We start from the raw sequence: 25332 nt of genomic DNA on the forward strand, positions 1-25332 counted from the left end.
TGAACGGAGTCTAACTGAGATTGAATTTCGTTTGGTAGTGTCTGTACCTCACTCGAAGTACCCGTTGACGTCCAGTATGAAGTCCACGCCCCCAATGCAATTGTTGAAAACACTGAAGGTTGTGGTCGTCGCCGAGAGGTAGACCACGGCGTTGTTCGCCCGGGTCTTGCCCGCCCGGAAGCTCACGGCGCTCGTTCCGGGCTGCGCGACATCGGATGGGAACACGATCAGCTCCCCTGATCCGGCCACGTTCGTCACCGTCAGGTTGGCGGAAATGGCGACCGCCAGCGCAGGGATTCCGCAGACGCCCGTCACCTGGAAGCTTCGCGGCGTCATCGGGGCGAGCGCCGGCCCTCCCAGCGGACCGTTCATCCCGCGCGTATCGAGAACGCGGCAGGGCGGCAGGGGATAGAACACGGTCGGGGCGGGAGTGCGTGGGGCGCACGTGCCTGCGTTTGGCGCGACGGCGAGCCGCCCGGAGTCCCTTCGGTAAGAGCCCCAGACGGGGGCGGCCGACTTGCCCGTCGTCCACGCGTGAACGCTGACGTTGCCGGACGTCGAGGACGCGGCCGCGATGTTCAAGACGCCCCCGACGACGTCGAGCGTGGCGCCGCTGGCGGAAGAGGGCATGTAAAGAGAGAACTCGCCGGCGGTGTGCGGCGTGCCCGCGTCCGTCAGCTGAACGCCCGTGCTCGAGAGAATGCAGATCTCGGAGTTCGTCGGAACGAGGACCTCGAGCTTCGTGTCGCCGAGGACGTCGGCGACGACCGGCTGCCCCGCGCTCAGGTTCACGGCCGCGTACGCCATCGGCTTCGTCTTCCACATCAGCGCGCCCGTGCCCTTGAACGCGTAGACGTTGAAGTTCTGCGCGGCGCCCGTCGAGCAGTCCATGTCGGTGACGACGACGTCGAGAATGCCGTCGCCGTCGAGGTCGGCGAGCGCGGGCGAGGTCGTGACCTCGCCCGACGTCATGTTTGCGACGCCGAAGCCCGGCAACAGCTGCCCGTTGCAGCGGAGAGCGTAAATCGCACGCTTGCGGAGGGGGCCGATCCCGCTCCCGCAGGGCGCCGGGTTCCCCCAGTACGTGCCGGTCCCGAACACGATCTTCGGGGTGCCGTCGCCCGTGATGTCGCCCACGACCGGCGAGGCCATGATGATCTGGTCGACGTCGTACGGAAAGCCCGGGAACTCCTGCCCGAGATACGTGAGGACGTGCAGGCGTCCCCCGTTGATCGTCGGCGGGACGCCCGGCGGATTCGCGGTGGGATCGGCGTGCGAGTCCGTGCCGATGATGATCTCGAGCTTGCCGTTCCCGTCGAGGTCGTAAAGAGCGGGCGAGGACCAGATCGTGTCGCGGACGAAGAGGGGCCACGTCCCGGTCTTCGCGGTGCCGTCGCGGCCGTCGACCGCGTAGATGTGTCCGTCCCATGAGCCCCAGACGACGTCGGCGTGGCCGTCGGCGTCGATGTCGCCGATCGCCGGAGTCGAGACGACGCCGAGCGGAAAACTGCTGTGACTCGGGACGTCGTTCGCGCTCAACACGACCCAGAGAAGAGCTCCGTTCCTCTTGAACGCGGCGACGCCGCCGACCGTGACCGGATCAGCAGGGGGCCAGACCCCACCGCCGAAGCCGACGACGATGTCGGGAATGCCGTCCCCATCGACGTCGCCGACCGCCGCGCTGCTCACGGCCTGGCCCCCCAGCGGCTGCGGCCAGCCCGTGGCGACGCTGCCGTCCTGGTTCAGGACGTAGAGCTCTTTCGAGCTCGTACCGAGAATGAGGGACTTGCCGCCCGGGAGGCCGAGGTTCGCCCATACGGGTTCGTTCGAGGGGTGCCCGGTGCTCCCCGGCAGCACCTTCGGGAAGCCCGGCCGCACGGCGTAACCCGAGGGCAGCGACTGCGCGGAGGCCTCACCGGCGACGACAATCGTCAGCGCGAGAGCGGCCCAAGCGACAGTTTTCGCGAGCATCATTCGTAGTACCCGCTGACGTCGATCACGAGATCGAGCGCGCCAGCCGCGTTGTTCTTCACCGTTGCACGCCCCGTGCCGTCGGACGACAAAAGGACCTGGGCGTTGTTCGCCCGGGTCCGTCCCGCCCGGAAGCTTATCGCCGAGGCGTTCGGAACGCCCGTGCCCGCAGGGTAGAAGACGAGGTCGCCTGACACTTGCGGGGTGACGACCGTCACGTTGACCGACACGGCTACGGCCGTCGCGGAAACTCCGCAGGAGCCCGTGAGGACGAACGTGCGCGAGGCGTTCGCCGCGATCGAAAGCGCGCCCAGCACCGTCCGCGTGTCCAGAATGCGGCACGGGGGAACCACGTTAAGGCTCGTCGCGACGGGCGGCGCGGACGGCTGCCAGCCCAGCTGCACGACCTCGAAGTCTCCGGCGCGGATCGAGGAGAACGCGGGGTTCAGGATGCCGTTGTCCCACCGAGCGTCGTACGTGCCCTGCACGTACATGTCCGACCCGTTGTCGGCCACGATCAGGCCGTACGTCTTCATCGCCTGGAAGATCCGCTGGACCGGCGCCGTGAATCCGGAGATGTCCTTCGACGCCTTGAGGCGCAGACGCGCTCCCATCGGCGGCGCGCTGGAGTTCGAACCCGCGACGTGGGAGGCCGGGTAAACGTAGCCGTTCGTGTCGCGCACCGTGACGCGGAACGCGTGTCGGATGGGCGAGGCGCCGTACGCCTCGTCGTACCGCACGAGACCGGGCAGGATCGCGAGGCCGGCAGCGTCGGCGCTCGTCCAGCCGTCGGGCCGCCGGACGTTCGAGTCGAGGGAGAAGACCGCGCCCGAGCCCGCCCGCCACGCGCACGACGGAGAGCCCGCGGGCAGACAGCGCGTGTTCCACGTCTCGAAGAGGAGACGGTGGTCGACGTCCACGATGAGCATGTGCTTGTCGCCGCGGCACGGGGAGCCCGCGTACGAGGAGTCGCAGTTGCCCGGATAGCCGCCCTCGATCCAGTGGCTCTGCGTCTTCGCGTCGACGGGGATCGGGTAGCCCGCCGGGCGGCCCGGCGCGCCCGTATCGCTCTCGGAGGCGTAGTCGAACGCCATCGGCTCGAGCGGCTGCGTACCGGGCACGACGACGTACGGCATGCCGTAGATCGCGGGCGCTCCCGCGTCGCCGCCGAAGTCCGGGTGCATCCCCTTCGTCGCGCCGATCCACGCGATGAGGGCCGCGCTGCTCGCGTCGACGGGCGCGGCGCTCACGTCGGCGTTCCACCAGTTGTCGGCGGGCAAGAGGGGTAGCGGCCCCGGGAGCGGCCCGCCCTGCACGGGCTGAGCCGCGAGCGGCGCGCCCGGGAGGAGCAACGCGAGCGCGGCCGCGCGCAGAACGGCCCTCACTTCGTGTAGCCGTTGACGTCCACGACGAGGTCCAGGGAGCCCGCAGCTCTGTTCGTGACGAGGAAGCTGCCGTCCCCCGCGAGATAGATGAGCGCGTTGTTCGCGCGGGTGCGCCCGGCGCGGAAGCTCACGGTCGACGTCGCGGGCGGTGACGCGACGCCGTTCGGATACGCGACGAGGTCGCCGGTGACGGTCGGGTTCACGACCGTGACGTTCGCGGAGATCGCCACGGCGCCCGCCGGGACGTTGCAGCTCCCGGTCGCGACGAACGACCGCGACGCGAGCGCCCCGAGCGCCGGAGCGCCGAGCGGCCCGGCGGCGTTGCGCGTGTCGAGCAGGCGGCACGGCGTGACGGCGTTGAACGTCGTCGCCGAGGACACGGGTGGAGGGGGAGGCGGCGGCGGGACCACGAGCGCGATGCACGCGGACGCGGCGCCCGCGTCGAGGGCCGGGCCCACGTAACGGGTGACCGTGAGAGGGTGGAAGACGAGCGACGAGCTGCACCCGCCAAACCCGGACAGGTGGCAGTAGCTCATGAGCGTGCCGGTCACGTTCGCGACGCCGTTGATCGTCTGGGACGCGGGACACGACGTCGCGCCCGAATAGCAGCCCTCCCCTGCGTAGCACCGGTCGGGGGCGGGATTCGCGTAGCAGTGCGTGTGCGGCGACCCCATGTTGTGGCCGATCTCGTGGCCGACGATCAGCGTGTCGCCCCAGAGCCAGCCCCCGTTCGCGGAGATCTGGTTGAAGCTGTAGTCGCTGCCTCCGCCGCACACCGAGCCGGCGACCCACGCGATGCCCGAGAGGCCCGACGTGCTCTTGCCCGAGAAGAGGGCGCCGAACGATCTGGGATACGTCGCCTTCGGATAGTTCGTGTTCCAGTAGTTCGTGAACTCGTTCAACTGGCTGCCGCTCGCGCCGGAGCCCGCCACGGTCCACGGGTCCGTGCCTATCCGGAGGAACGTCGTCCCGACGACGAGGCGCAGGTTCAGGTCGCGCTCGTACATGACGTTGATGTTCGCGACGAGCGTCGCGATGGCGTTCGTCGTCGTCGTCGTGTTGTTGCCGAATGAGGCGAGGTACTCCGTGTCCGTGTCGATCGCGAGGATTCCCTTGTAGAGCGATCCGAGGACGGCGGCGGTCCGGCCCTGCGCCGCGCGCCCGGCGACGGACGCAGGCAGCGAGGCCGTCTCCGGGAAGTCCTCCTGGCCGCACCGCGTGGTCGCTCCGTCCGGCCGCACCGGAGCCGCGAGAAGGTGGCGGCCCGCCATGTCCGCGGGATCGCGCGCGATCTCGTGCACGCCCTCGGGGCCGTGAGCGAGAGCCGTCAGCGTCCGCGTCGACGGATCCACGACGACGAGCACGCGGGCGCCCGCGCCCTCCGTGTCGCCGCCCCAGAAGAAGACGAGCGAGGAGCGCGGGATCTCGGTCCGGCCTCCCGCGTCGACGCGGAAGACCTTCGCGCCTTCGGCCCAGACCTCGTGTCTCTCGACCCGCACGGCGCGGCGGACGCCCGGAGCGAACGGCCAGTCCGCGACGACGGCGCTCTCCTCGGGTGCGAGCGCGAGGAGGGCCGGGACGAGCCTCGCGTCGAGATGCAGGAGCTCGCCTTCGCCACGCCCCCCGGCGAGGTCGACGATCTTCCCGGGGGCGCCGGCGGACAAGGGCCCGTCCGGCCGCGCAGCCGCGAGCGGCCCACCGAGGACGAGCGCCGTGAGCAGCGCGAGAGGTCGCGCGGCGACACGTCGAGCCGTACACCGGAAATGGAGCGCCATGTGTCCCCTCGCTGCACCGTCCATTGCGGGACCCGTGCCGACCCGAAGCCTTCGCCGGGGAGTGACCCCGGCTCACGCGAAATCACGCCTTTCCCGTGACTTGCGTCACCAGGGACCCGCTGGCGACCCACGCGCGCCGGCCGGGCCCGTTGCGGGGGCCGTCAAAAATTGTTCGCTTCGGAGAGACAGGTCCTCGAAATTTGACCCCGGGAAAAGGATCTTCAGCGCCTCGGCGCGCGCGCGTCCTTCATCGCGGAGCGAGCCTCGCGCTCGGCCTCCCGGCGGCGGATCGTCTCGCGCTTGTCGTGCAGCTTCTTGCCCGTGACGAGCGCGATCTCGACCTTCACGCGCGCGCCCTTGAAGTACAGCGTCAGCGGGATGCACGTCGCGCCCGACTTCTGGATCTTCGAGGCGAGCCGCACGATCTCGCGCTTGTGGAGGAGGAGCTTCCTCTTCCTCTTCGCGTCGACGTTGTTGTAGCTCGCGGCGCCGTACGGCGGCACGTGGACGTTCCAGAGCCAGGCCTCGCCGCCCTCGACGGCGACGTAGCCGTCCTGCAGGCTCGCTTTCCCTTCGCGCAGCGACTTGACCTCGCTGCCCGTGAGCGCGAGGCCGGCCTCGAACTTCTCCTCGACGAAGTACTCGTGGAGCGCGCGCCGGTTCGTCGCGATCGGGCGCGTCCCCGAGTTCTTCGCGGCGGCGCGCGCGTCCTTCTTCCGCTCCTCGCGGTCCAGCCGCGACTTCACGCGCGTCCCGTCAGTCCGAGGGGCTCTCGACCATGCGCTTGAACTCGGGCGCGAGCTCGGGGTCGAACTGCGTGCCCGCTTTCGACTCGATGATGTCGAGCGCCTGGTAGTCCGAGAGCACCGCCCGATAGGACGTGGGCGCCGTCATCGCGTCGAAGGCCTCGCACAGGTGGATGATGCGCGAGCCGAGCGGAATCTGCTCGCCGCGCAGGCCGTCCGGGTATCCGCCGCCGTCCCAGCGCTCGTGGTGGTGCTTGATGAGGGGCGCGACCGGGTACGGCCACGGGATGTCCTCGACGAGGTAGGCCCCGACGCGCGGGTGAGTCTTCAGGAGCGTGAGCTCCTCGTCCGTGAGCGTGCGCTTCGCGTACAGCGTGTCGTAGTTCAGCTCGCGCAGCCCGACGTCGTGGAGGATCGCGGCCACGGTGATCTGCTCGACGTCCATGGGCGCGACGCCGATCTGGACGGCGAGCTTGCGCGCCATGCGTCCGACGTTGAACGAGTGCGTTTTGAGCGCCGTGCGCTTGAGGAGTCCGGGCTCGAGGAGCTTGTTGACGAGGCCGCGATAGCTCTCGCGGAAACGCGTCTCCCCGCGCGTCCCGGCGAGGACGTTGCGCAGGACGACGTGAGCCGAGCGGAGCGCTTCGCGCGCCTCGGGGTTCGGCCCGTGCCGATACAGGAGCGAGAAGAGGACGACGCCCTCCGGCGAGCTGTCGAGGACGGAGGACTGGATCGCCGCGATGTCCGCGCGGCGCACGGGCCGCCCCTCCCCGGGCGCGTCGAGCGGCCGGACCACCGGTTCGCGCGTGAAGGCGAACGGCACCGCCGTCTTCGCGAAGATCTTCTCGAGGTTCTCCGTGAGCGCCGGGACGACGTCGGCGTCCAGCGGGCGGCGCGACGTGACGGTCACGATCCCGACGGAGGGCAGGAACGACGACACGGCCGCGACCTCGACCTCGTCGTAGTTCAGGCAGGTCGGAAGGTAGAGCTGGACGAATTCGGCCTCGCGCGGCGAGAGTCCGCCGGCCGGAGCCGCCGCGAGGCGCTGGGCGCCGCCGCGCGCGAGCGTCTCCTCGACGAGGCGCAGCGTGCGCACCGCCACACCGGGCAGCGCGGTGTCGACCGGCTCGGAGACGGAGGGCGGCTGCGGCGCGCGGCGATAGACGCCCGACGTCCCGGCCGGGATGGACGCGAACCCGGACGTCTTCTCGAGGGGCCCCGGCATGGCCGGAGTGGGCGTCGGCGGGTCGAGCGGCCGCTCGACGACCGGGGGCGGCTCGCGGAGGATCGAGCCGATGGCTCTCGCGTCGCTGAGGCGGCGGAGCTCGACGGCGAAACGCCGGAGCAGGTCGGCCAGCTCGAGCGCGTCGTCGTGCGAAAAGGCGACCCGGCCCGCCTTGTCGCGGATGTCGACGAGACCCATGATCCGCCCGTCGAGGTAGAGCGGCGCGACGAGCATGCGCGTCGACGTCGACTGGATCATGGCGTCCGCGAGGCGGCCCGCCTGGTTCACGTTGTTGATGAACGTGGGCTCGCGGTGCTCGTAGATCTGGTTGACGAGCGGCTCGTTGCGCCCCATGCGGTCCGCGAGCCGGTCGCCGCGCGTGAACCCGAACTGCGCCTTCAGACGGAAGACCGCCCCGCCCGGGTCGAGCGTGTAGAACGCCGCCTTCGCCGGGCGCCACTTCTGGGCGACCACGGAGAGGAAGTCCTGGTAATACTTTTCTTCCTCGGGCGCGAGCACACGTTCCTCCGGGAGTGTGAACAGGATAGCAGCCACGTCCCTCAGGCCCGCCCGAACGCCGGCCCAGAGGGCGTCCCAGGAACTGTGGCGATTTCGCCGCAGTCGCCGCGGAATCGCCGCACCGCGGGTGCCGCCGCCGGCCGCCGGCTGCACGCAACTCTCTGCAAACACGGGGGACCGGGCGTGGCACCCGCCGTGCAAAACGGGCGGGCGATGCTTCTGCAGACCACGCTTGCCCGGCCGGTCCGGCTCTCGGGAATCGGCCTCCACAGCGGCCGCCACGTCCACGCCGTGCTCCGTCCCGCGGGGGCGAACCACGGGATCGTGTTCTGGCGCACCGACGTGGACGCGTTCGTCCCCGCCATCGCCGAAGCCGCGGGCCGCTTCGATCACGCGACGTCGCTCGGCGAGCGCGGCCGCGACGTGAGCACCGTCGAGCACCTTCTCTCGGCCGCCGTCGGCGCCGGGCTCGACAACGTTCTCGTCGAGGTCGACGGGCCCGAGATCCCGATCCTCGACGGGAGCGCGCTGCCGTGGCTCGAAGCCTTCTCGAAGGCCGGCATCGCCCCGCTCGCGGCGCTGCGTGCGCCGTTCACGCCTTCGCGCGTTCTGTCGCTGACCGCGGCAGGCGGCAAGAAGCTCGAGATCCGGCCCGCGCGCGACCTGCGCGTGACGTACACGATCGACTTCCCGAACCCGGCCGTCGGGCGCCAGTCGCTCACCGTCATGCTCTCGCCCGAGACGTACGCGACGCACGTCGCGCCCGCGCGCACGTTCGGATTCCTGTCCGAGTACGAGCTCTTGAAGCAGCACGGCCTCGCCCGCGGCGCCTCGCCCGAGAACTGCATCGTCGTCGGCGAGGACCGTGTCGAGAACGGCGACCTGCGCTTCCCGGACGAGTTCGTCCGCCACAAGGTTCTCGACCTGCTCGGCGACCTCGCGCTCGTGGGGCGCCCCGTCACCGGCCACGTGGTCGCGCACAAGGCCGGGCACGCGATGCACGCCAGCCTCGCCGCGCTCCTCCGCGAAGAGGTCCGCGCGGAGCAGCACGCGCCTTCCCGCGCCCCCGCGGCCGCAGCCCGTCACGTAAACCGCTAAAGTCCGCGGGTGCGCACGCGCCCCGGGCCGACGGCCTCCCTCCTCCTCGGAACCCTTCTCGCCTTCGCCGGAACGGCGTCCGCCCAGGCTCCTCCCGCCGCCGAGGTTCCGGGCGTCTCGAGCTGGCTGACGGGCCGCGAGCTCCACGTCGAGGCGAAGCTCTCCCCGGGTCTGCCAGAGGCGGTGCGCCAGCGCCTCGCGTCCGGGCTCCCGACGACCGTCGGGTGGACGATCCGCCTCTTCGTCTTCCGCAACCTCTGGTGGGACGCGCTGAAGGACGAGCGCCTCTACGCCGTGACGGCGACGTACCGGCCCGACACGTCCGACTACCTCGTCGAGCGGCGCCTCGACGCACGCCTCCTCGACACGCAGGTCGTCCCGGCACGGGACGAAGCCGCCGCGGCGCTCTCCCGCGTGCCGGGCCTGCCCGTCTTCACGATGGGCGACCACCTTCTCGGCAAGAAGCTCGTCGTGCGCCTGCGCTGCCGCTACGGCAGCGGGGTCGCGCTCGGCGTCGTGCCGACGAGCGACGAGACCGACTGGGCACGGTCGGGGATCTTCGAATGGACGGCGGCGAGCGCCCGCTGACGGAGTCCGTGCCGCCCGTCCCGCCGTACCGGTGGACGCGCGACAACCGGATTCTCCTCGGAATCGGCCTCGTGCTCGGCGCCGCGTTCGCGGGCGGGTACGCGCTCGTCCTCAGGACGCGCGACCTCACGGCCGCCGCCGCGACGAACCGCGTCCTGATCTTCGTCCTCTTCTACATCGTCGTCGTTCTCATCCTCGTGCTCCTGTTCGTCCTCGTGCGCAACGGCGTCAAGCTCGTCCTCGAGTCGCGGCGCGGCGTCTTCGGCTCCCGCTTTCGCGCGCGCGTCGTCGCGGCGTACGTCGGGCTCGCGCTGCTCCCGATCTCGCTCCTGATCCTCCCGACGACGGGCCTCCTGCAGAAGAGCGTCGAGCGCTGGTTCGCGCCGCCCGTGGAGAACACGATCCGCGCGGGCCGGCAGGTCGCCGACCTCGTGCGCGCCCGCTCCGCCGCCCTCGAGCGCCGGACGGCCGACCGGCTCCTGCCGCGGCTCGCGGCCGCGCCCGAGAAAGACCTCGTCGCGCTCCTGTCGTCCGCGCGTGAGGAGTCCGGCGTGGACTACCTCGAGTGGCGGCAGCCCGGCGCCCCGCCCGTCGCGGTGAGCTCTCCGCGCTGGCCGGTCCGCGACGTCGCCGACGCCGCAGCGGACTGGGTGGCCGACGCGAAGGCCCGCGGCGTCTCGCGCCGGATCGAGGCGACGCACGACGGCGGGCAGACCGGCCGGTCGCTCTTCGCCTCGCCGTCCGGAACGCTTCTCGTCGGCACGTTCGAGCCTCCCGCCGAGGCCGAGCCCATCCGGGAGCTCGGCCGCGCGACCTCCGCTTACGCGATGCTGAAGGCCGAGCGCGCCTCGCTCGAGGCGATCCAGATCCTCCTCTTTCTCCTCCTCGCATTCGTCGTCCTCCTCGCCGCGGTCTGGGTCGGGCTGCTCCTCGCGCGGCGCGTGACGCGTCCGATCGGAGCGCTCGCAGCCTCGGCGCGACGCGTCGGCGCGGGCGATTTCGACGCGCTCGTCGAGGTGGAGGGCGGAGACGAGATCGGTGCGCTGTCGCGCGCGTTCAACGCGATGACGTCCGAGCTGAGGCGGCGCCGGACCGAGCTCGTCGCCGCGAACGCGGAGCTCGAGGCCACGAACCGGCAGCTGGACGAGCAGCGCCAGAGATTCGGCTCGATCCTCGAGCGCCTGGACGCGGGCGTCGTCGCGTTCTGGGAGGACGGCCGTCTCGCCTTCCTGAACGACACGGCGCGCCGCCTCCTCGACTGCGAGGGCCCCGTCGAGCGTCTCGACGACCTCCTCGCGCCCGCTCTCCTCGCCCCGCTCCGCGAATTCCTGACCCGCGCGCGCAGTGCAGGGCCGCGCGAGGAGACGCTCAAGATCGGCCGGCGCGTCCTCGAGGCGCACCTCGCGCAGGCGCCTGCCGGGTCGGGCGGCGCCGGGCCCAGCATCGTCACGCTCGAAGACACGACGGCCCTCGTCGCCGCCGAGCGGGCGGCCGCGTGGGAAGAGGCCGCGCGCCGCATGGCCCACGAGATCAAGAACCCGCTCACGCCGATCCGCCTCGCCGCCGAGCGCATGCGCCGCCGCGCGGCATCCTCGGCCGACTCCGGCGACGGCCTCCCCCGCGTCGTCGAGGAAGGCGCCTCGACGATCGTCCAGGAGGTCACCGCGCTCTCGGCGTTCGTGGACACGTTCCAGCGCTTCGCGCGCCTGCCCGCGGCGGTCCTCGCGCCCACGGACCTCGGCGCCGTCGCCCACCAGGTCGCGAAGCTCTACGACGGCGTCAAGCGCGGGATTGCCGTGACGGCCGAGGCGCCGGAGGGTCTCGCGCCCGCGCGGGCCGACGCGGGCCAGCTCCGCCGCGCGCTCATCAACCTCGTCGACAACGCGGTCGCCGCGACGCCGGAGGGCGGACGAGTCCGGGTGGCCGTACGCGTCGCGGATGGCCGCGCCGTCGTCTCCGTCGAGGACGACGGCCCCGGAATCGCCGCCGCGGACCGCGAGCGCGTCTTCGACGCGGAGTACTCGACGAAGGGCAGGGGCTCGGGCCTCGGCCTCGCGATCGTCGCGCGGATCGCGGCCGAGCACGGCGGCACGGTGCGCGTGGAGGAGAATGCACCCCACGGATGCCGATTCCTCCTCGAATGGCCTGCGGCGTGAGGCGCGCATGAGCGCGGCGCGCGTCCTCGTCTGCGACGACGAGCCCGGGATCCGCGAGACGCTCGGGCAGATCCTCGACGACGAAGGCTACTCCGTCGACGCGGTCGGCCTCGGGCAGGACGCCGTCCGGCGGGCGCTGGGCGACGCGCCGCCCGACGCCGTCCTCCTCGACGTCTGGCTGCCGGACGGGGACGGACTCGCGGTCCTCGACCGGCTCCGCGCGGGCGGATTCGCCGGCCCCGTCATCATGATCTCCGGCCACGGCACGGTCGAGACGGCGGTCGGGGCCGTCAAGCGCGGGGCGGACGACTTCCTCGAGAAGCCGCTCGCCCTCGAGCGCGTCCTCCTGACGCTCGAGAAGGCGCTCGAGCGCACACGCCTCGCGCGCGAGCGCGACGACCTCAAGCGCGAGCTCGCGAGCCGCGACGCGCGAGCCGCAGAGGGGGAGGTCCTCCTCGGCGAGAGCGCCGCGATGTCGCGCCTGAAGTCCGAGATCACCCGGGCGGGCGCCTCGGACGCGCGCGTCCTCATCACGGGCGAGAGCGGGACGGGCAAGGAGCTCGTCGCGCGGGCGCTGCATCGCGCCTCGCCGCGCGCCGCGGGCCCGTTCGTCGAGGTCAACGGCGCTGCGATCCCCGAGGAGCTCATCGAGAGCGAGCTCTTCGGCCACGTGAAGGGGTCGTTCACGGGAGCCTTCGAGGACCGCAAGGGCAAGTGGGAACAGGCCGACGGCGGGACGCTCTTCCTCGACGAGATCGGCGACATGTCGCCCCGCACGCAGGCAAAGATTCTGCGCGCGATCCAGGACGGAAAGATCACGCGCGTCGGCGGCACGAAGACGGTGGCGACGGACGTGCGGATCGTTGCGGCGACGAACCGCGACCTCCCCGCGATGATCCGGGCCGGCACGTTCCGCGAGGACCTCTACTTCCGGCTCGCCGTCGTCCCCCTCGTCGTTCCGCCGCTCGCCGAGCGGCCCGAGGACGTCCCGCTCCTCGTGGCCCACTTCGCGGAGTCGGTCGCCCGGAGGCGCGGGCGGCGCGCGAAGACGTTCGAGCCGGCCGCGCTCGACGCGCTCGCGACGCGGCGCTGGCCCGGCAACGTCCGCGAGCTTCAGAACCTCGTCGAACGCGTCCTCCTCATGACGCCCGGTCCCTCCGTGCGACTCGCGGACCTGCCGCCCGTGGAGGGCGCGCCCCGCACCGTCTCCGGTTCGCACGCCGCCGAGGAGATCGTGGGCACGCTCCCGCTGGCCGAGGCGCGCGAGGCGTTCGAGAAGCGTTACCTCGCGCGCGTCCTCGCCGAGACGAAGGGCAACGTGTCGCGCGCGGCCGAGCGCCTCGGCCTCGACCGCACGACGCTCCACCGCAAGATGAAGTCCCTCGGCCTCGACGGCGAGAAGGGCGCCGACTAGGCTCGGGGACCGATTCCCGGAGCCCGGCGAAAGCGAATGCCGACACCGGACGATCGCTTGGAGGAGATCCTGCACGAGTACGGCGGCCTTCTGCGGCGCGCCATCGAGCGGCTTGCGCCCGGCCGTTCCGGAGTCCTCGCGGACGACGTCGAGCAGGAAGCCCGGATTCGCGTCTGGAGAGCTCTTCAAAGTGGGACGGAAATCACAAGCCCTCCGTCTTATCTCTGCAGGGTGGCTCTCACCGCGACCGTGGACGCAATCCGGACAGCCAGGAGCCACAGGGAGGAACCGCTGGAAGCCGCGCGCACTGGCAACGAGGCATCGACAGCTGAAGGCCCCCCTTCGCTGAACCTCAGCCCCGAGGCCGAGGTGCTGCAGAAGGAGAGGTTCGATGTGCTGCGACTTGCGGTCGACTCGCTGGCCGAGCCCCGCCGGTCCGCGGTTCGGCTCCACCTCCGCGGTTTTCGGCCCGACGAGGTCGGCCGGATCATGGGCTGGAGTCCGGCGAAGGCGCGCAACCTCGCGTACCGCGGCCTCGAAAGCCTGAGGTCGGAGCTCCGCAGAAGGGAAGGGAACGATGGAACCGCGCCCTGAAGATCTCGAGGAGCTCGAAGCCCTCTGGCGGCGCGGCGCCGTCCCGACCGGGCCCTGCCCGTCCTCCGGGGTTCTCGCGCGCGGAGCCGCCGGCGAGCTCCCGCACGCGGAACGAGCGGCCTTCGCGGAGCACGTCGCCTCGTGCGAGACGTGCGCGGAGATCGTCCGTCTCTTTCCGGACGTGAAGAGCTGGGCGGACCGCGCCTCGACCCGCCTCGGTGCCGCGCGGCCGAAGATGTCGTTCCGGACCCTCTGGCCGCTGGCCGCGGCGGCGGTCGTCGTCCTCGCTGCCGGGCTCGTGGTCGTGAGCCGCTTCCGCCCGGCAGGTTCGCCTTCGTATCGTGCGGGCGCCGCCGTGGAGCTCCGGTCTCTTCTGGAACCCGATCGCCCGCTCCCGCGCGCCGCCTTCCGCCTCCGATGGACGCCCGGACCCGCTGGCTCCCGCTACTCGGTTCTCGTCGCAAAAGAAGATCTGACGCCGGTCGCGCGCGCCGAGGGCCTCACGGTGCCCGAGTTCCTCGTCGAGGACCGTCTCCTCGCGGATCTCCCTACGGGTTCCAACGTCGTCTGGAACGTCCGGTCGACATCACCTGATTCACCTGGCCTCTCTTCTCCGACGTTCGTGACGACCGTGGAGTGACGCCGTGCGGCGCGGACTCCCGGCAGCCGCCGCGATCGTCATCCTCGCGTCGTCGTCGTCGTCTCGCGGCGATTCGCTCGAGGACTGCGAGCGGCTGCTCCGGAAGGGAGACGAAGAACGGGCCGCCCTGTGCTTTGAAAAGGCGAGCTGGATTCCCGCCTCGGCGCCGGCGGTCGGGACGCGGCTCTCCGCGCTCCGGGACGAGGGCAGAGCCGGCGGCTGGCTCCTTCGCGTCCTCGGAGCACGTGAGGCCTTCGCTGGCGCGCCACAGGCCGAGGCGACGCTCGTGAGCGCCGTCGCCGCATTCAACGCGGCCGGAGATCTCCGGGGAGAGGCCGTGGCGCGCGCGGCGCTGGCGGACTTCTTCTCGCGGAAGAGGCGGTTCGAGGAAACCGAGCGGGAGCTCCGGCGGGCCGACGAGCTCGCCACGAAGTCCGGTCGGCCGGACGCGGTGGCTCGCGTCCGGCTTCAGGAGGCACTCGTCGCAAGTCGTCGTCAGGACCCTGTCGGCGGGCTCACGAGGCTGGACGCGGGAGAGGAAGCCGTGCACGCGTCCGGCGATGACTCTCTGCTCGCGAACTGGCACGAGACGCGGGCCGTGCTGCTCTGGACGGTGGCCCGGTATCCGGAAAGCCTAGCGGCGTACCGGAGTCAGATCGCGGTCCTCGAGCGCCTTGGAGAAACCGCGCGCATCGCGAGCGTGCTCGCGAACATGGCCTTCTCGACGCGCGACGTGAAGCTGAAGCGCTCGCTCGCCGAGGAGGCGCTCGACCGGGCGGAACGCACCGGAAACCTGAGGGCGGAGGTCACCGCGCGCTTCACTCTCTCGGAGATCGACGACGGTGAAGAAGGACTGACGCACGCCCTTCGGGGGCTGGTCGCGGCCCGCCGGCTCGGTGACGGTGTCCAACTCCGGATGGCCCTTCGCGCCGCGGGATTCCGTCTGGCGAAGAGTGGCCGCCGAGAGGGCCTCGATCTCTTGCGGGAAGCGGTCGAGAGTGCCACGCGGGCAGGTGACCCAGCGGAAGAGACGCGTTGCCGGTTCGTTTTCTCGCGGGCACTATGGGAGGTCGGGCCCCGCGAGGAGGCGGTCCGTGCCTCACTCGCCAGCCTCCACGCCGCCGAGGCGACACGCACCGGGCCGGCCTCGGCGGAGTCTCGCGCCGTGCGCTTCGGGCAGTGGAATCTCCTCTATTACCGCGCCGCTGGCTACCTGCTCTCGGGCGCGCTTCTCGACCGGCCTGAAGACGTCCCGACGACCGATATCGCGCTGGCCTTTCGGATCTCGGAACGCATGAAGGCGAGAAGCCTCCTCGACTCCCTCGACGCGGCAGCCCAGATCCGCGACGTCGCGCCGGCCTTCGCATCTCTGGAGGACGTGCGGGCGGCCCTCGCGCCCGACGAGGCGCTCCTGTCTTTCCTGATCAACGCAGAGCATTCGAATGTTTCGTCAGCCTTCGACGGCGGCTCCTGGGTCTTCACGGTCTCTCGGGAATCGGTCCGCTTCTTCCGGCTCAAGACCCACCGAAAAGGGCTCGAGGAGCAGGCGTCCCTGCTCGTCGGACTCGTGGAAGGCCGCTCGGGGCACGAGGCGACGGGGGCCGCGGCTCTCTACGATGTCCTCCTCAAGGAGGCTCTGTCTTCCCTCCCGGCCGGTGTGAGGCGTCTGCTCGTCGTTCCCGACAGGGCGCTCCACACCCTCCCGCTGAATCTCCTGCGGCCGAGCCCCGGAGTCGACCCCGTCGTCTCGAGGTACGAATTCGTGACGATCCCGTCGGCGACGGTCTGGCTGCGGCTGCGCGGTCTCGCCCGACCGGGAGCTGCCGCTGTCTCGTTCGCGGATCCGAGCCTGTCGCCGGCCGCCGGATCGGCCGCCGCGGGCCCGGTCGAGCGGTCGGGCCGCCTGGGACCTCTGTTGTTTGCGCAGCGCGAAGGGCGGTCTCTCGTGGCCCGCGCCGGCTCGGGCAGCCGTCTCCTCGTCGGCGCCGAGGCGAGCGAACGCGCGCTCAAGAAGACGTCGTTCGCGTCTTACGGTGTCCTTCACCTCGGAGCTCATGCCCTCGCGGACGACGAAGGCGCCGTGCGCTCCGTGCTGCTCCTCGCGCCCGGAGACGGCGAAGACGGCCGGCTGAATCTCGAGGAGATCCGGCGGCTTCCCCTGAGCGGCCAGCTCGTGATCCTCGCGGCCTGCCGGAGCACCACCGGCGCGTATATTCACGGAGAGGGCGCTCTCGGACTCTCTTCGGCCTTTCTCTTGAGCGGCGCCCGCGCCGTTCTCGGAACGCTCTGGGCCGTCCGGGACGACGAGGCCGAGGAATTCTCGAAGGCGTTCTACGCGAACCTCGCCGGAGGGCGCACGGCCTCGGCGGCCCTGGCGGCCACGCAGAGGAACCTACGCGCGCGGGGTCGGCCTCCGGCCGCGTGGGCGGCGTTCGTTCTGCTGGGCGATGGAACGATCACCCCGATCCGGGCGGCCGGAAATCCGTGGATCGCGGCGCTTGTGATTCTCGTCACGGCCGCGAGCCTCGCGGCGATCCTGATCCTGATGGCCCGCCGAAAAGCGGAAGGTCCGTCCGACGGTTTCGCGCGGTCTCCCGAGCAACGCTGAGAAGAAACGGGCCTCGTCTCCGTCTTCTGGACGGAGGAAGAAAATGCGCCGTCGGTGGAACGCCCGGATAGGTTTCCTTCTCTTCATCCTCCTCGTAGTGCCGGGAGGTCTTGGCTGCTGTGTTGGAAGCGAAAGGCTCTTTGCCTGGCACTGCTGGTACCCGGAGGATCATCGCGGCGAACTGCGCACCCGGCTCCCGATGGTCGACGTCGGAGCTCTCGCGGCGCCGGCCGAGCTGAACGGAGGGGCGGTCTCGGACCTTGGCGAGCTTCGAGCGCTCGGATGCGACCTGTCGTGGATGGCGCCTCCCGCCGGATCGGTCCTCGCGTATGGCGAGTCCTCGTGGATCGCATCCCCGTCCGTTTCGAACGGCTGGGGATTCATTCCGCTTCGCGCGCTGACCGGCCGCGCTTCGACGGCGCGGGCCGCTCGTTGCGGGGGCGACTGGCTCTACACGGCGACAGACCGGGGGCTCGAGTCCGCTTCGCTCCGGTCGGGGTCCTCCCGCCGCTTCTCGTCGAGCTTCGCTCATTACGCCACGGGTGCTTCAGCCGTCCTGCCCCTCGCGGACGGGACCGTCCTTGTGGGCCTGACCCAGACACCGTCCACGGGCGGGGCGAGCCCGGTTCTTCGCTGCGACCCGGCGACAGGAAGGTGTGACGCGGCGGCGAGCGGGATCGTCGTCTTCGGTGCGGATCGCGCGCTCCTGCTCATGACGGCCGCCGACGGCTCGATCCTTCTCGTCATGCGCGCTTCCGGGGCCTGGCGTTCCACCGACGGCGGCCGGACGTTCTCGCTGTCCAGCACCGGCCTGCCCTCGAACCAGGTCTCCTCTGCCGCAGACGTGGACGGCCACCCGGCCGTCGTCGTGTTCGGCGCCGTCTGGCGCAGCACGAACAGCGGGGCGTCCTGGTCGATCGCGCGCGCGGGGAGCACACCCGCGGACCTTCCGCCGACGACGCTCGGGGCTGTCGGCGGCGGAAACGGAGTCCTCCTCGCGGGAGTGAACGGAAGCACGACGAGCAACCCGGCCATCTATCGGTCCACGAACGGCGGGGCGTCCTGGACGGGCCCGCACGCGGGAATCGGCGGCCGGACTCTGAACCGGCTTCTGGCGACACCCGAGGGCACGTGGGCCGCGACGAACGCGGGCGTCTTCTTCTCGGGAGACGGCGGCGTGACATGGCAGGGTCGAAACGCCGGGCTCACGAACCTGACCGTCCCCGGCATGGCGGCCTGCGGGGGTTCGATCCTCGCGGCGACGCCGGGCGAGGCGAGCGGGCTCTATCGGTCCACGAACGGCGGCGCGACGTGGACGACGGCCGGTCCCTCCTTTGCGAACCAGAACATCGGCGTCCTCGCGGCGACCGGATCGCTCGCCTTCGCGGGGGGGGCCAGCCAGTCCCTCAATTACTCGACGGACTGCGGCGCGACCTGGATCGGCGCGTACAACCTGCCGGGAAACACGTTCCCGCTGACCCTGACCGCGGCGGACGGGTATTTCTATGCCGCGAATCTGCTCGGCACCAGCCTCTATCGAACCTCCGACATGTTCCTGGGATGGCAGGCGGTCTCCCCGCCGGTCCCGTTCGCAGCGAGGACCCTCGCGGTCAGCGGGAGCAACATCGTTCTCGCGAGCGGGTCCGTCCTGTACCGGTCGATCGGCGGGGCTCACTACGTGGCGGGAGGGGCCCTCTTTCCGGGCGGCCTTTGGGAAGTTTCGAAGGTGGCGTTCACCGGGAGCACGCTCTGGGCCGCCGTCGGCGGGGCCTCGGGCACGCAGTACGGTCTCTTCCGAAGCACGGACGTCGGCGCGACGTGGGCCCGATCCCAGACAGGCATCCCGAACGACGAGCCCGTCTACGACATCTCGGCTTCCGGCTCGCGCCTCTACGCGGGCACGCGCGCCGGTCCGTACGTCTCCGACGACGGCGGCGCCACCTGGACGCTCGTCTCCGAGAGCGCGCGCGGTCTCGCCGTGCGCTCCATCCTCGCATCGGGAGGAACCCTTCACCTCGGCACGGCGGGCGAGAGCGTTCTTTCGCTTCCGACGATCGGGGCCACGCGCCGGCTCGTACCCGTCGTCCTCGACGTCGACACGGGCACGACCCGCTACACGACCGACATGAGCGTCACGAACCGCGGGACGTCCGACACGCAGGTGACGATGACGTACACGCCGTCGCTCGGCTCGGGAGGCGGCTCCGTGAGCGTCCCCGTGAGAGCCCGCACGCAGTTCGACGTCCCCGACGTGATCGGCTATCTCCGCCAGAACGGAGTTCCCGTGGCGACCGACGGGCAGCAGGCCGGAACGCTCCTCCTCTCGTTCACAGACGTCTCGGACCCCGAAGCCGTCGGCGTCCTCGCGCGCACGGCCGCGGCCACCACCGCGCCGCAGCCCGCGGGCCGGGCCGGGCTCGCGTACGCGGCCATCGATCCGGACGCGGCGTCGGCCGGGACGCTCCGCGTCTACGCCCTGCGCGAATCCGCGACGGACCGCTCCAACGTGGCCGTCTACAACACCTCCAGCCAGCCGGTCACCGTCGAGGTGAAGGCCGTCTCCGGCGACGGCAGCGGCGCAAGCGCCATCGTGGCCGCCGCCGACGTGCTGCCCGCGTGGGGATGGAAGCAGTACAACCGCGTCCTGAACACCGCCGGCATGACGAACGGATGGGTCGAGGTGAAGAGAACCTCCGCCGCCGGCTCCTTCTCGGCCTATGGGGTCATCAACGACAACGGCACGAACGACGGCTCCTTCGTCACACCCAATGCCGTCGAGCCGCGCCCGCTCTTCATGAACGTTCCGGTTCTCGTCGAGACGGGAGCTTTCCTCAGCGAGCTCGTCCTGACGAACGGCTCGACGAAGCCCGGCGACTTCGTCCTGACGTACGTCGAGGCGCTCGAGACACCCGGCCCGGGAAACCAGAGCATCCTCATCACGCTCCCGCCGAAGACCCAGCGGATCATCCCGAACGCCATCGACTGGCTGCGCAGCCACAACATCGCCGTCGGCGCCGCCGGCGGCGCCGACGCCGGCGCCCTGAACGTCTTCGTTTCGTCGGGAGCCGCGGTGGGCGAAATCTTCGCGGGCTCGCGCACCGCCGCGCCCTCTCCCGCCGGCGGCCAGTTCGGCCTCTTCTCGTCCGCGGCCCTCGCGGGCGACGAGGCGGCGGCGACGGCCTTCCTCTACGGCCTGCGCGCGGATGCGAACAACCGCTCGAACGTCGCGGCGGTCAACACGGGTTACGGCGCCCAGGCAGGACCGATCACGCTTCTCTTCGAGATCTTCGACGGCGCGGGCGGAGGCGTGCGCGCCAGCCAGTCGATGACGCTCGACCCGGGCGAGTGGGGGCAGCTGAGCGGCCCGCTCGCCCAGGCCGGCGTGAGCTCCGGCTGGGTCAAGGTCTCCCGCACGGCCGGAAGCGCCCCGTGGATCGCCTACGGAGTCGTGAACGACGGAGGCCAGCCGGGCCAGAGGACCGGCGACGGCGCCTACGTGCCGATGGCGCGATGAAACGGGCCCTCAGCGCCTCCGGCGCTCGCGCTCGGCTTCCGGAATCCTCTCGATCGGGGCGTCCGTTTCCGCAAGCGTGTAGAGGAGGGCGGCGATCGCCGAGACGCCCGTGTTGAGCTCCTCGCGGTCGATCTTGTCGAACGTGTCGTCCGCCGTGTGGTGGATGTCGAAGTAGCGCGAGGAGTCCTGCACGGGCGAGAACATCGGGACGCCCGCAGCGCGCATCGGAGAGATGTCGGCGCCGCCGCCGCCCTTCGTCACCTCACCGAGCCCGAACGGCGCGAGCGCCGCGCCCAGCTCCTTCATGAGCGGCTCCGTCGCCGGGCCCGCGCTCCAGGCGAATCCCCTCACGCGTCCCGCGCCGGAGTCGGTCTCGACGGCCGCCACGTGCTTGATGAGCTCGTCCGCGTGGGCCTTCGCGTAGGCCCGTCCGCCCGCGAGGCCGTTCTCTTCGTTCGCGAAAAGGACGACGCGAATCGTCCGGCGCGGCCGTTTCGGGAGCTTCCCGACGAGGCGCGCCGACTCGATCGCGATCCCGCAGCCCGCGCCGTCGTCGATGGCCCCCATCCCGAGATCCCACGAGTCGAGGTGGCCGCCCACGAGGACGATCTCGCCGGGCTTCTCGCGGCCCGGGATCTCGCCGACGACGTTGGCGGTCTGCGCGTCGGGGAGCGTCCGCGCCCCGAGCTTCATCTTCAGGCGCACGCGCGTCCCCTTCGACAGGTACGAATGGAGGAGGTCCGCGTCGTTGACCGCGAGCGCCGCCGCGGGAATCTTCGCGTCGCCCTCGGCGTAGTTCATCGCGCCCGTGTGCGGGAAGCGCGCATTCGACGTGCCGACCGACCGGATCACGACGGCGACGGCGCCAACCTTCGCCGCCCGGCTCGCTCCATTCGACCGGATGGGTACGGTCGCACCGTAGCCGCTGCCCTCGCCCGTGCGCTCCATGACCTTCCAGATCAGGACGATCTTCCCCTTCGCCTTCTCGCCGAGAGCGTCGACGCCCTCGAGCGACGTCGCTTCGACGACGTCGGCCTCCACGCCTTCGGGCGCCGTCCCGACGCTGCCGCCGAGCGCGCAGAGCGAGAGGCGGAGCGGGATCGGGAGGAGGAGCTCGCCGCTCTCCTCGCCGCGCTCCCAGTGCGGCGCCGTCACGGGTTCCGTGTGAACGTTCGAGAAGCCGCGGGCCTCGAGGGCCCGCTTGGCCCACGCGACCGCGAGGGCGTCGCCGCGCGAGCCCGCGAGGCGCGGGCCCGCGGCCTCGAGCAGCTCGCGGATCGTCTCGTAGGCGCCGTCCGTGGCCTTCCCCGAGGTGACGAGCGACGCGACGTCCGCGCGCATGCCGTCCGTCAGGAGCGGCGGGGCCGACGCGAGAGGAGCGGCGGCGAGCGCGGACGCGAGCAGGCCCACGGCGAAGATCTTCATGAAAGCCTTTCGAGGAGCTTGTTTTCGAGCACCTGCGGGCCGGGATCCGCCTCGAGGCGCAGGTAGTGGCCGGCGGCCGCGAGCAGCGCGGCCTGCGGGACGAGACCGACGATCTCGGAGCCGACGACCGAGACTCCCTGGCGCTCGGCCTCGCTCTTCACGGTCTCGAAGACGCGGTGGAGCGGGGTCTTCTCGAAGTTCGTCATGTTGATCGAGACCTGCACCTGGCCGCGCGCTTCGAGCTTCACTCCCATCGCCTTCACGAAGCGGTAGCCGCCCGAGAGGTGGCGGATCGCCTTCGCGATGCGGTCGGCCACGGCGAGGTCCGCGGTCGCGAGGTTGATGTTGTAGGCGATGAGCGGCGCGCGCGCGCCGACGACGACGGCGCCGCCGGACGGATGGGGCACGGCCGGCCCGAAGTCGGGCTTCCACGCGGGGTCTTCCATCTTCTTCGCGAGGCCCTCGAATTCGCCCTTGCGGATGTTCGCGAGGTTCTGGCGCTCGGGCGTCGCGGCCGCGTCCTCGTAGAGGTACACGGGAAGGGAGAAGCGTTCGGCGAGCGTCTTTCCGAGCGTCCTCGCGAGGGCGACGCACTCGGCGTTCGTGGCGCCGCGCACGGGGACGAACGGGATGACGTCGACGGCGCCGAGGCGCGGGTGCGCGCCCCTCTGCGTCCGGAGGTCGATCGCCGCGAGCGACGCCTCGACGAGCGCCGTCATCGCGGCGACGAGCGGCTCGCCGTCGCCGAGAAACGTGAGGACCGAACGGTTGTGGTCGGAATCCGACGTCCGGTCGAGGAGGACGACGCCGGGCGCCGCCTGGACGGCCGCCGCGGCGATGGCCGCGACGACCTCGTCGCGCCGCCCTTCGCTGACGTTCGGGATGCATTCGATGAGCCGTGCCATGTCGCCTCCCGCGAGGCCGCGATCGTACCCGACGCGTCGGCGGGAGGTTCTTGCTAGCATTCGTCCAATGGCTTCGTACGCGGGCAGCGCCGCCCTTTCGCCGGAGGCGCGGGACAAGGTCCTCCAGACCTTCCGGCACACCCTTTCTCTCGCCCAGTCCGGCAAGGCCGACGAGGCCCTTCTCGGCTGCGACTTCATCCTCAAGATGGACGGCCGCTTCGCTCCGGCCCGGGCGCTCCTGGACGCGCTCCGCACCGCGGCGCCCGGCGCCCCCGTGGACGTCAATCGCTTCTCGGAGTTCCTCGGATTCGAGAGCGCGGTCGAGGAGCTGCCCGGCTCGGCCGAGCTGCCGGCCGTCCCGAAGGCGCCGCCCGCGCCGCCCCTCCGCGACGCGTTCCCCGGGGCGGCCCCGTCCGCCCCCCAGGGCGCCATGGACGACCTCGTCTTCGGCGACGAGGCCGCGCCCCGGGCCCCGGCGGCTCCTCCGACGCCGCCACCCGCGCCCGCCGTGCCGCCGCCGCCCTCGTTCGCCCCCGTTGCCGGCAGCGACCCGTTCGCCGGTCTCGACGACCTGAGCCTCGGCGGAAGCGGGAATTCGCTGGTCGGCGCGCCCCTCGAAGCCCCCGCCTCCTTCGCGCCCGGCGCGCCGCCGCCGATGCCCGCTCCGGCACCGGAACCCGGGCCGGCGGACGCACCCGCGGCGCCCGAGGCCAAGCCGGCCGCCGCGCCGCGCCCCATGTCCGGCGCCGGCGGCCAGGTCGACGCGCGCATCACGCAGTTCCTCAAGCAGGGCGACGAGGCCTTCGCGCGCGGCAACGCGCAGGAGGCGATCGACCTCTGGAGCCGGGTCTTCCTCATCGACCTCTCGAACGAGGAAGCCTCGCGGCGCATCGATTCGGCGCGGGAAGCGCAGGCCGAGACGGCCCGCAAGATCGACATGCTCCTCTCCGAGGGCGTCCAGTCGTACGAAGCGGGCGACCTCGCGGGGGCGCGCAACAAGTTCCTCGACGTTCTCGCGCTCTCCGAGCACGACGCGACGGCCCGCGGCTACCTGAACCAGATCGAGGCCGCGCTCTCGACGCCCGGAGCGGGCGGCGCGCCCGCGTCTACCTCGACGCCCGACTCGGACTTCATGCGGAACGAGATCGAGGCGCCGCACGCCCCGTCGTTCGCCGACGACGTTTCGCCGATCGAAGACGGCATGTCCGCCTCGGGGTCCATCCCGGAGCGCGCGACGCTCCCGAAGGTCAAGAGCCGCGTCGACCTGCGCGTCCTCCTCGCCGCCGGCCTCGTTCTCCTCGCCGTCGTCGGCGCGGGGACGTACTGGTTCCTGCGCCGAAACCGCCCGGCGCCCGCGACGGCCGCAGGCCCCGGCGCCCCGAAGACCGGCGGCCCCGTGCGGCCCGCCGACGACGCGTTCCTGAAAGCGCAGGCGCTCTTCGACGCCGGCAAGATCGACGACGCGATCGGCATCCTCGTGAAGATCCCCGACGCGGACCCGCGCCACAACGAGGCCCTCGTCCGGATCGAGAAGATGAAGTCCTCCGCGGCGCCCACCCCCGCGCCGGCCGCGCCGAGCGATGCGGCGCTCGACGAGATGCGCGTCGCGGGCTTCGCCGCGATCGCCTCGAGCCGCTACATCGACGCCGTCAAGAACCTCGATCCCGTCGTGAAGACGCGCCCGCAGGACGCGGAGGCCGCGGCCGCTCTCAGGAAAGCCCTCGAGCAGGTCGCCGCGCTCTCGAGCGCGGTCCGGTCTTACAACGAGGGCGACTACGAGAGCGCGATCAAGCTCCTCTGGGAAGCCCGCAAGGGCGACGCGAAGAACCAGGACGTCGAGGAGTACCTCGTGAACGCCTACGTGAACGCGGCGATCCAGGCCCTCCAGGCCGGGAACATGGCGAAGGCCCTGGCCGCCCTCAAGGAGGCCACGGAGCTGCGGCCAGGCGACGCCGACGCCCAGAGGCTCCTGCGCTTCGCCCGCAAGTACCCGCGCGGCGCCACCGACCTTCTCTCGAAGATCCTCATCAAACACCTCGCCGTCCGGCCCTAGACCGGACCGCCGCAGATGGCCGAGCCGCCGCGCGATCCCCTCGCCGAGCACCCACTTGCTCCGGAGCCGGAGAGCGGGCGGAAGCGGGCGGCCGGTCGGACGCTGGACCTGTTCGGCGACGCGGCCGAGACTCCGCTCCACACCGGCGTTCCGCCCCGGGACGAGCCCCGCGCGGCCGCCGAGCCGCCGCGTGAGCGCACGCGGTCGGCGGTCCGCCCCGCCGAAGAGATCCTCGCGCCGCCGCGGCCCGGCGAGGTCGAGTCCGAGCCCGGCGACGAAGGCCCCCATGCCGTCGCATTCGCGCGCCGCGTCGCGGCGGGGCTCGCGGACCTCCTGATCCTCGCGCTCGTCGGAGCGGTCGAGCTCGCCGCGGGCGCGCTCCTTCTCGACCTGCGCTTCCCGCCCGCGGCGTTCGCGCCGCTCGCGGCGTTCCTCTTCCTCGCGGCGCTCGTCCTCCTCGTCCTCGCGCCGTTCGTCTGGGGCACGACGCCGGGGATGGCGCTCGCGGACCTTCGCATCCGGGCGCGCGACGGCGGATCGCCGACCCTCGCCGCGGCGTTCCGGAGGTTCCTCGGCTTCCTGCTGACGGGGGCGCTCGCCGGCGTTCCTCTCCTCGTCGCCGCATTCGACCGCCGCGGGCGCACGCTCGCGGACCTGCTCTCCGGCACGACGATCGAAGGCGTCGAGGCGCCCGAGCCGGCCGGACAGCCCTAGGG

Annotated in this window: 17 protein-coding genes; 10 read left to right on the forward strand and 7 right to left on the reverse strand. The window is 71.5% G+C overall.

From position 1 onward, the window contains the following. Positions 1-48 precede the first annotated feature (48 nt). From IPL89_11115 to IPL89_11135, 5 genes are all read right to left on the reverse strand, one after another. Positions 49-1971, reverse strand: coding sequence for a VCBS repeat-containing protein (locus tag IPL89_11115; GenBank protein ID MBK9063727.1), 1923 nt, complete (start codon positions 1969-1971; stop codon positions 49-51). Further along, positions 1971-3356 carry a hypothetical protein gene (locus IPL89_11120; GenBank protein ID MBK9063728.1) on the reverse strand — a complete coding sequence of 462 codons (1386 nt, stop codon included), beginning with the start codon at positions 3354-3356 and terminating at the stop codon, positions 1971-1973. Before IPL89_11120 ends, IPL89_11115 begins: the two co-directional genes overlap by 1 nt. Beyond that, positions 3353-5131 (reverse strand): hypothetical protein, encoded by a 1779-nt coding sequence (locus IPL89_11125; GenBank protein ID MBK9063729.1) that lies wholly within the window; start codon positions 5129-5131, stop codon positions 3353-3355. The genes IPL89_11120 and IPL89_11125 overlap by 4 nt, the downstream gene beginning before the upstream one ends. Before the next feature lie 221 nt (positions 5132-5352). Continuing rightward, positions 5353-5865 (reverse strand): SsrA-binding protein SmpB, encoded by a 513-nt coding sequence (gene smpB / locus IPL89_11130; GenBank protein MBK9063730.1) that lies wholly within the window; start codon positions 5863-5865, stop codon positions 5353-5355. 22 nt (positions 5866-5887) lie between these two features. Then, positions 5888-7621, reverse strand: a complete 1734-nt coding sequence (locus IPL89_11135; protein MBK9063731.1) for an HD domain-containing protein — start codon at positions 7619-7621, stop codon at positions 5888-5890. Positions 7622-7834: 213 nt separating this feature from the next. Here IPL89_11135 and lpxC point away from each other — a divergent pair, with 213 nt between their 5' ends. The 8 genes from lpxC (at position 7835) to IPL89_11175 (ending at position 20233) form a co-directional block, all read left to right on the forward strand. Then, complete coding sequence (gene lpxC / locus IPL89_11140; protein ID MBK9063732.1) at positions 7835-8719, forward strand: UDP-3-O-[3-hydroxymyristoyl] N-acetylglucosamine deacetylase; 885 nt, start codon at positions 7835-7837, stop codon at positions 8717-8719. Positions 8720-8728: 9 nt separating this feature from the next. Continuing rightward, complete coding sequence (locus IPL89_11145; GenBank protein ID MBK9063733.1) at positions 8729-9307, forward strand: DUF4390 domain-containing protein; 579 nt, start codon at positions 8729-8731, stop codon at positions 9305-9307. Further along, positions 9283-11463, forward strand: coding sequence for a HAMP domain-containing protein (locus IPL89_11150; GenBank protein MBK9063734.1), 2181 nt, complete (start codon positions 9283-9285; stop codon positions 11461-11463). The genes IPL89_11145 and IPL89_11150 overlap by 25 nt, the downstream gene beginning before the upstream one ends. A 7-nt stretch (positions 11464-11470) precedes the next feature. Next, the gene (locus IPL89_11155; GenBank protein MBK9063735.1) at positions 11471-12877 is read left to right on the forward strand and encodes a sigma-54-dependent Fis family transcriptional regulator; all 1407 of its coding nucleotides are present in this window, start codon (positions 11471-11473) and stop codon (positions 12875-12877) included. A gap of 36 nt (positions 12878-12913) precedes the next feature. Further along, positions 12914-13471 (forward strand): sigma-70 family RNA polymerase sigma factor, encoded by a 558-nt coding sequence (locus IPL89_11160; GenBank protein ID MBK9063736.1) that lies wholly within the window; start codon positions 12914-12916, stop codon positions 13469-13471. Further along, positions 13455-14111: a zf-HC2 domain-containing protein gene (locus IPL89_11165; GenBank protein MBK9063737.1), complete on the forward strand. Its 657-nt coding sequence runs from the start codon at positions 13455-13457 to the stop codon at positions 14109-14111. The genes IPL89_11160 and IPL89_11165 overlap by 17 nt, the downstream gene beginning before the upstream one ends. Before the next feature lie 4 nt (positions 14112-14115). Next, positions 14116-16719 (forward strand): CHAT domain-containing protein, encoded by a 2604-nt coding sequence (locus IPL89_11170; protein MBK9063738.1) that lies wholly within the window; start codon positions 14116-14118, stop codon positions 16717-16719. 199 nt (positions 16720-16918) lie between these two features. Then, positions 16919-20233 carry a hypothetical protein gene (locus IPL89_11175; protein MBK9063739.1) on the forward strand — a complete coding sequence of 1105 codons (3315 nt, stop codon included), beginning with the start codon at positions 16919-16921 and terminating at the stop codon, positions 20231-20233. A gap of 9 nt (positions 20234-20242) precedes the next feature. On the opposite strand, the gene IPL89_11180 is transcribed toward IPL89_11175, so the two are convergent. Both IPL89_11180 and ftcD read right to left on the reverse strand, forming a co-directional pair. Next, positions 20243-21658 carry a M20/M25/M40 family metallo-hydrolase gene (locus IPL89_11180; GenBank protein ID MBK9063740.1) on the reverse strand — a complete coding sequence of 472 codons (1416 nt, stop codon included), beginning with the start codon at positions 21656-21658 and terminating at the stop codon, positions 20243-20245. Continuing rightward, a complete protein-coding gene (gene ftcD, locus IPL89_11185; GenBank protein ID MBK9063741.1) occupies positions 21655-22563 on the reverse strand; it encodes a glutamate formimidoyltransferase in 909 nt (302 codons plus the stop codon). Before ftcD ends, IPL89_11180 begins: the two co-directional genes overlap by 4 nt. A 67-nt stretch (positions 22564-22630) precedes the next feature. On the opposite strand from ftcD, the gene IPL89_11190 reads away from it, so the two are divergent. Further along, a complete protein-coding gene (locus IPL89_11190) occupies positions 22631-24616 on the forward strand; it encodes a hypothetical protein (GenBank protein MBK9063742.1) in 1986 nt (661 codons plus the stop codon). A gap of 15 nt (positions 24617-24631) precedes the next feature. Further along, positions 24632-25330: an RDD family protein gene (locus IPL89_11195; protein MBK9063743.1), complete on the forward strand. Its 699-nt coding sequence runs from the start codon at positions 24632-24634 to the stop codon at positions 25328-25330. Positions 25331-25332: the final 2 nt, after the last annotated feature.

The organism is Acidobacteriota bacterium (assembly GCA_016716715.1).
Lineage (GTDB): Bacteria > Acidobacteriota > Thermoanaerobaculia > UBA5066 > UBA5066 > Fen-183.

Excerpts from the sequence above, each read along its gene's own strand:
- IPL89_11160 (MBK9063736.1), top strand. The coding sequence starts at position 12,914 with ATGCCGACACCGGACGATCGCTTGGAGGAGATCCTGCACGAGTACGGC.
- IPL89_11150 (MBK9063734.1), top strand. The coding sequence starts at position 9,283 with ATGGACGGCGGCGAGCGCCCGCTGACGGAGTCCGTGCCGCCCGTCCCG.
- IPL89_11155 (MBK9063735.1), top strand. The coding sequence starts at position 11,471 with ATGAGCGCGGCGCGCGTCCTCGTCTGCGACGACGAGCCCGGGATCCGC.
- lpxC (MBK9063732.1), top strand. The coding sequence starts at position 7,835 with ATGCTTCTGCAGACCACGCTTGCCCGGCCGGTCCGGCTCTCGGGAATC.
- IPL89_11195 (MBK9063743.1), top strand. The coding sequence starts at position 24,632 with ATGGCCGAGCCGCCGCGCGATCCCCTCGCCGAGCACCCACTTGCTCCG.
- IPL89_11175 (MBK9063739.1), top strand. The coding sequence starts at position 16,919 with ATGGTCGACGTCGGAGCTCTCGCGGCGCCGGCCGAGCTGAACGGAGGG.
- IPL89_11180 (MBK9063740.1), bottom strand. The coding sequence starts at position 21,658 with ATGAAGATCTTCGCCGTGGGCCTGCTCGCGTCCGCGCTCGCCGCCGCT.
- IPL89_11190 (MBK9063742.1), top strand. The coding sequence starts at position 22,631 with ATGGCTTCGTACGCGGGCAGCGCCGCCCTTTCGCCGGAGGCGCGGGAC.
- IPL89_11115 (MBK9063727.1), bottom strand. The coding sequence starts at position 1,971 with ATGCTCGCGAAAACTGTCGCTTGGGCCGCTCTCGCGCTGACGATTGTC.
- ftcD (MBK9063741.1), bottom strand. The coding sequence starts at position 22,563 with ATGGCACGGCTCATCGAATGCATCCCGAACGTCAGCGAAGGGCGGCGC.
- IPL89_11165 (MBK9063737.1), top strand. The coding sequence starts at position 13,455 with ATGGAACCGCGCCCTGAAGATCTCGAGGAGCTCGAAGCCCTCTGGCGG.
- IPL89_11125 (MBK9063729.1), bottom strand. The coding sequence starts at position 5,131 with ATGGCGCTCCATTTCCGGTGTACGGCTCGACGTGTCGCCGCGCGACCT.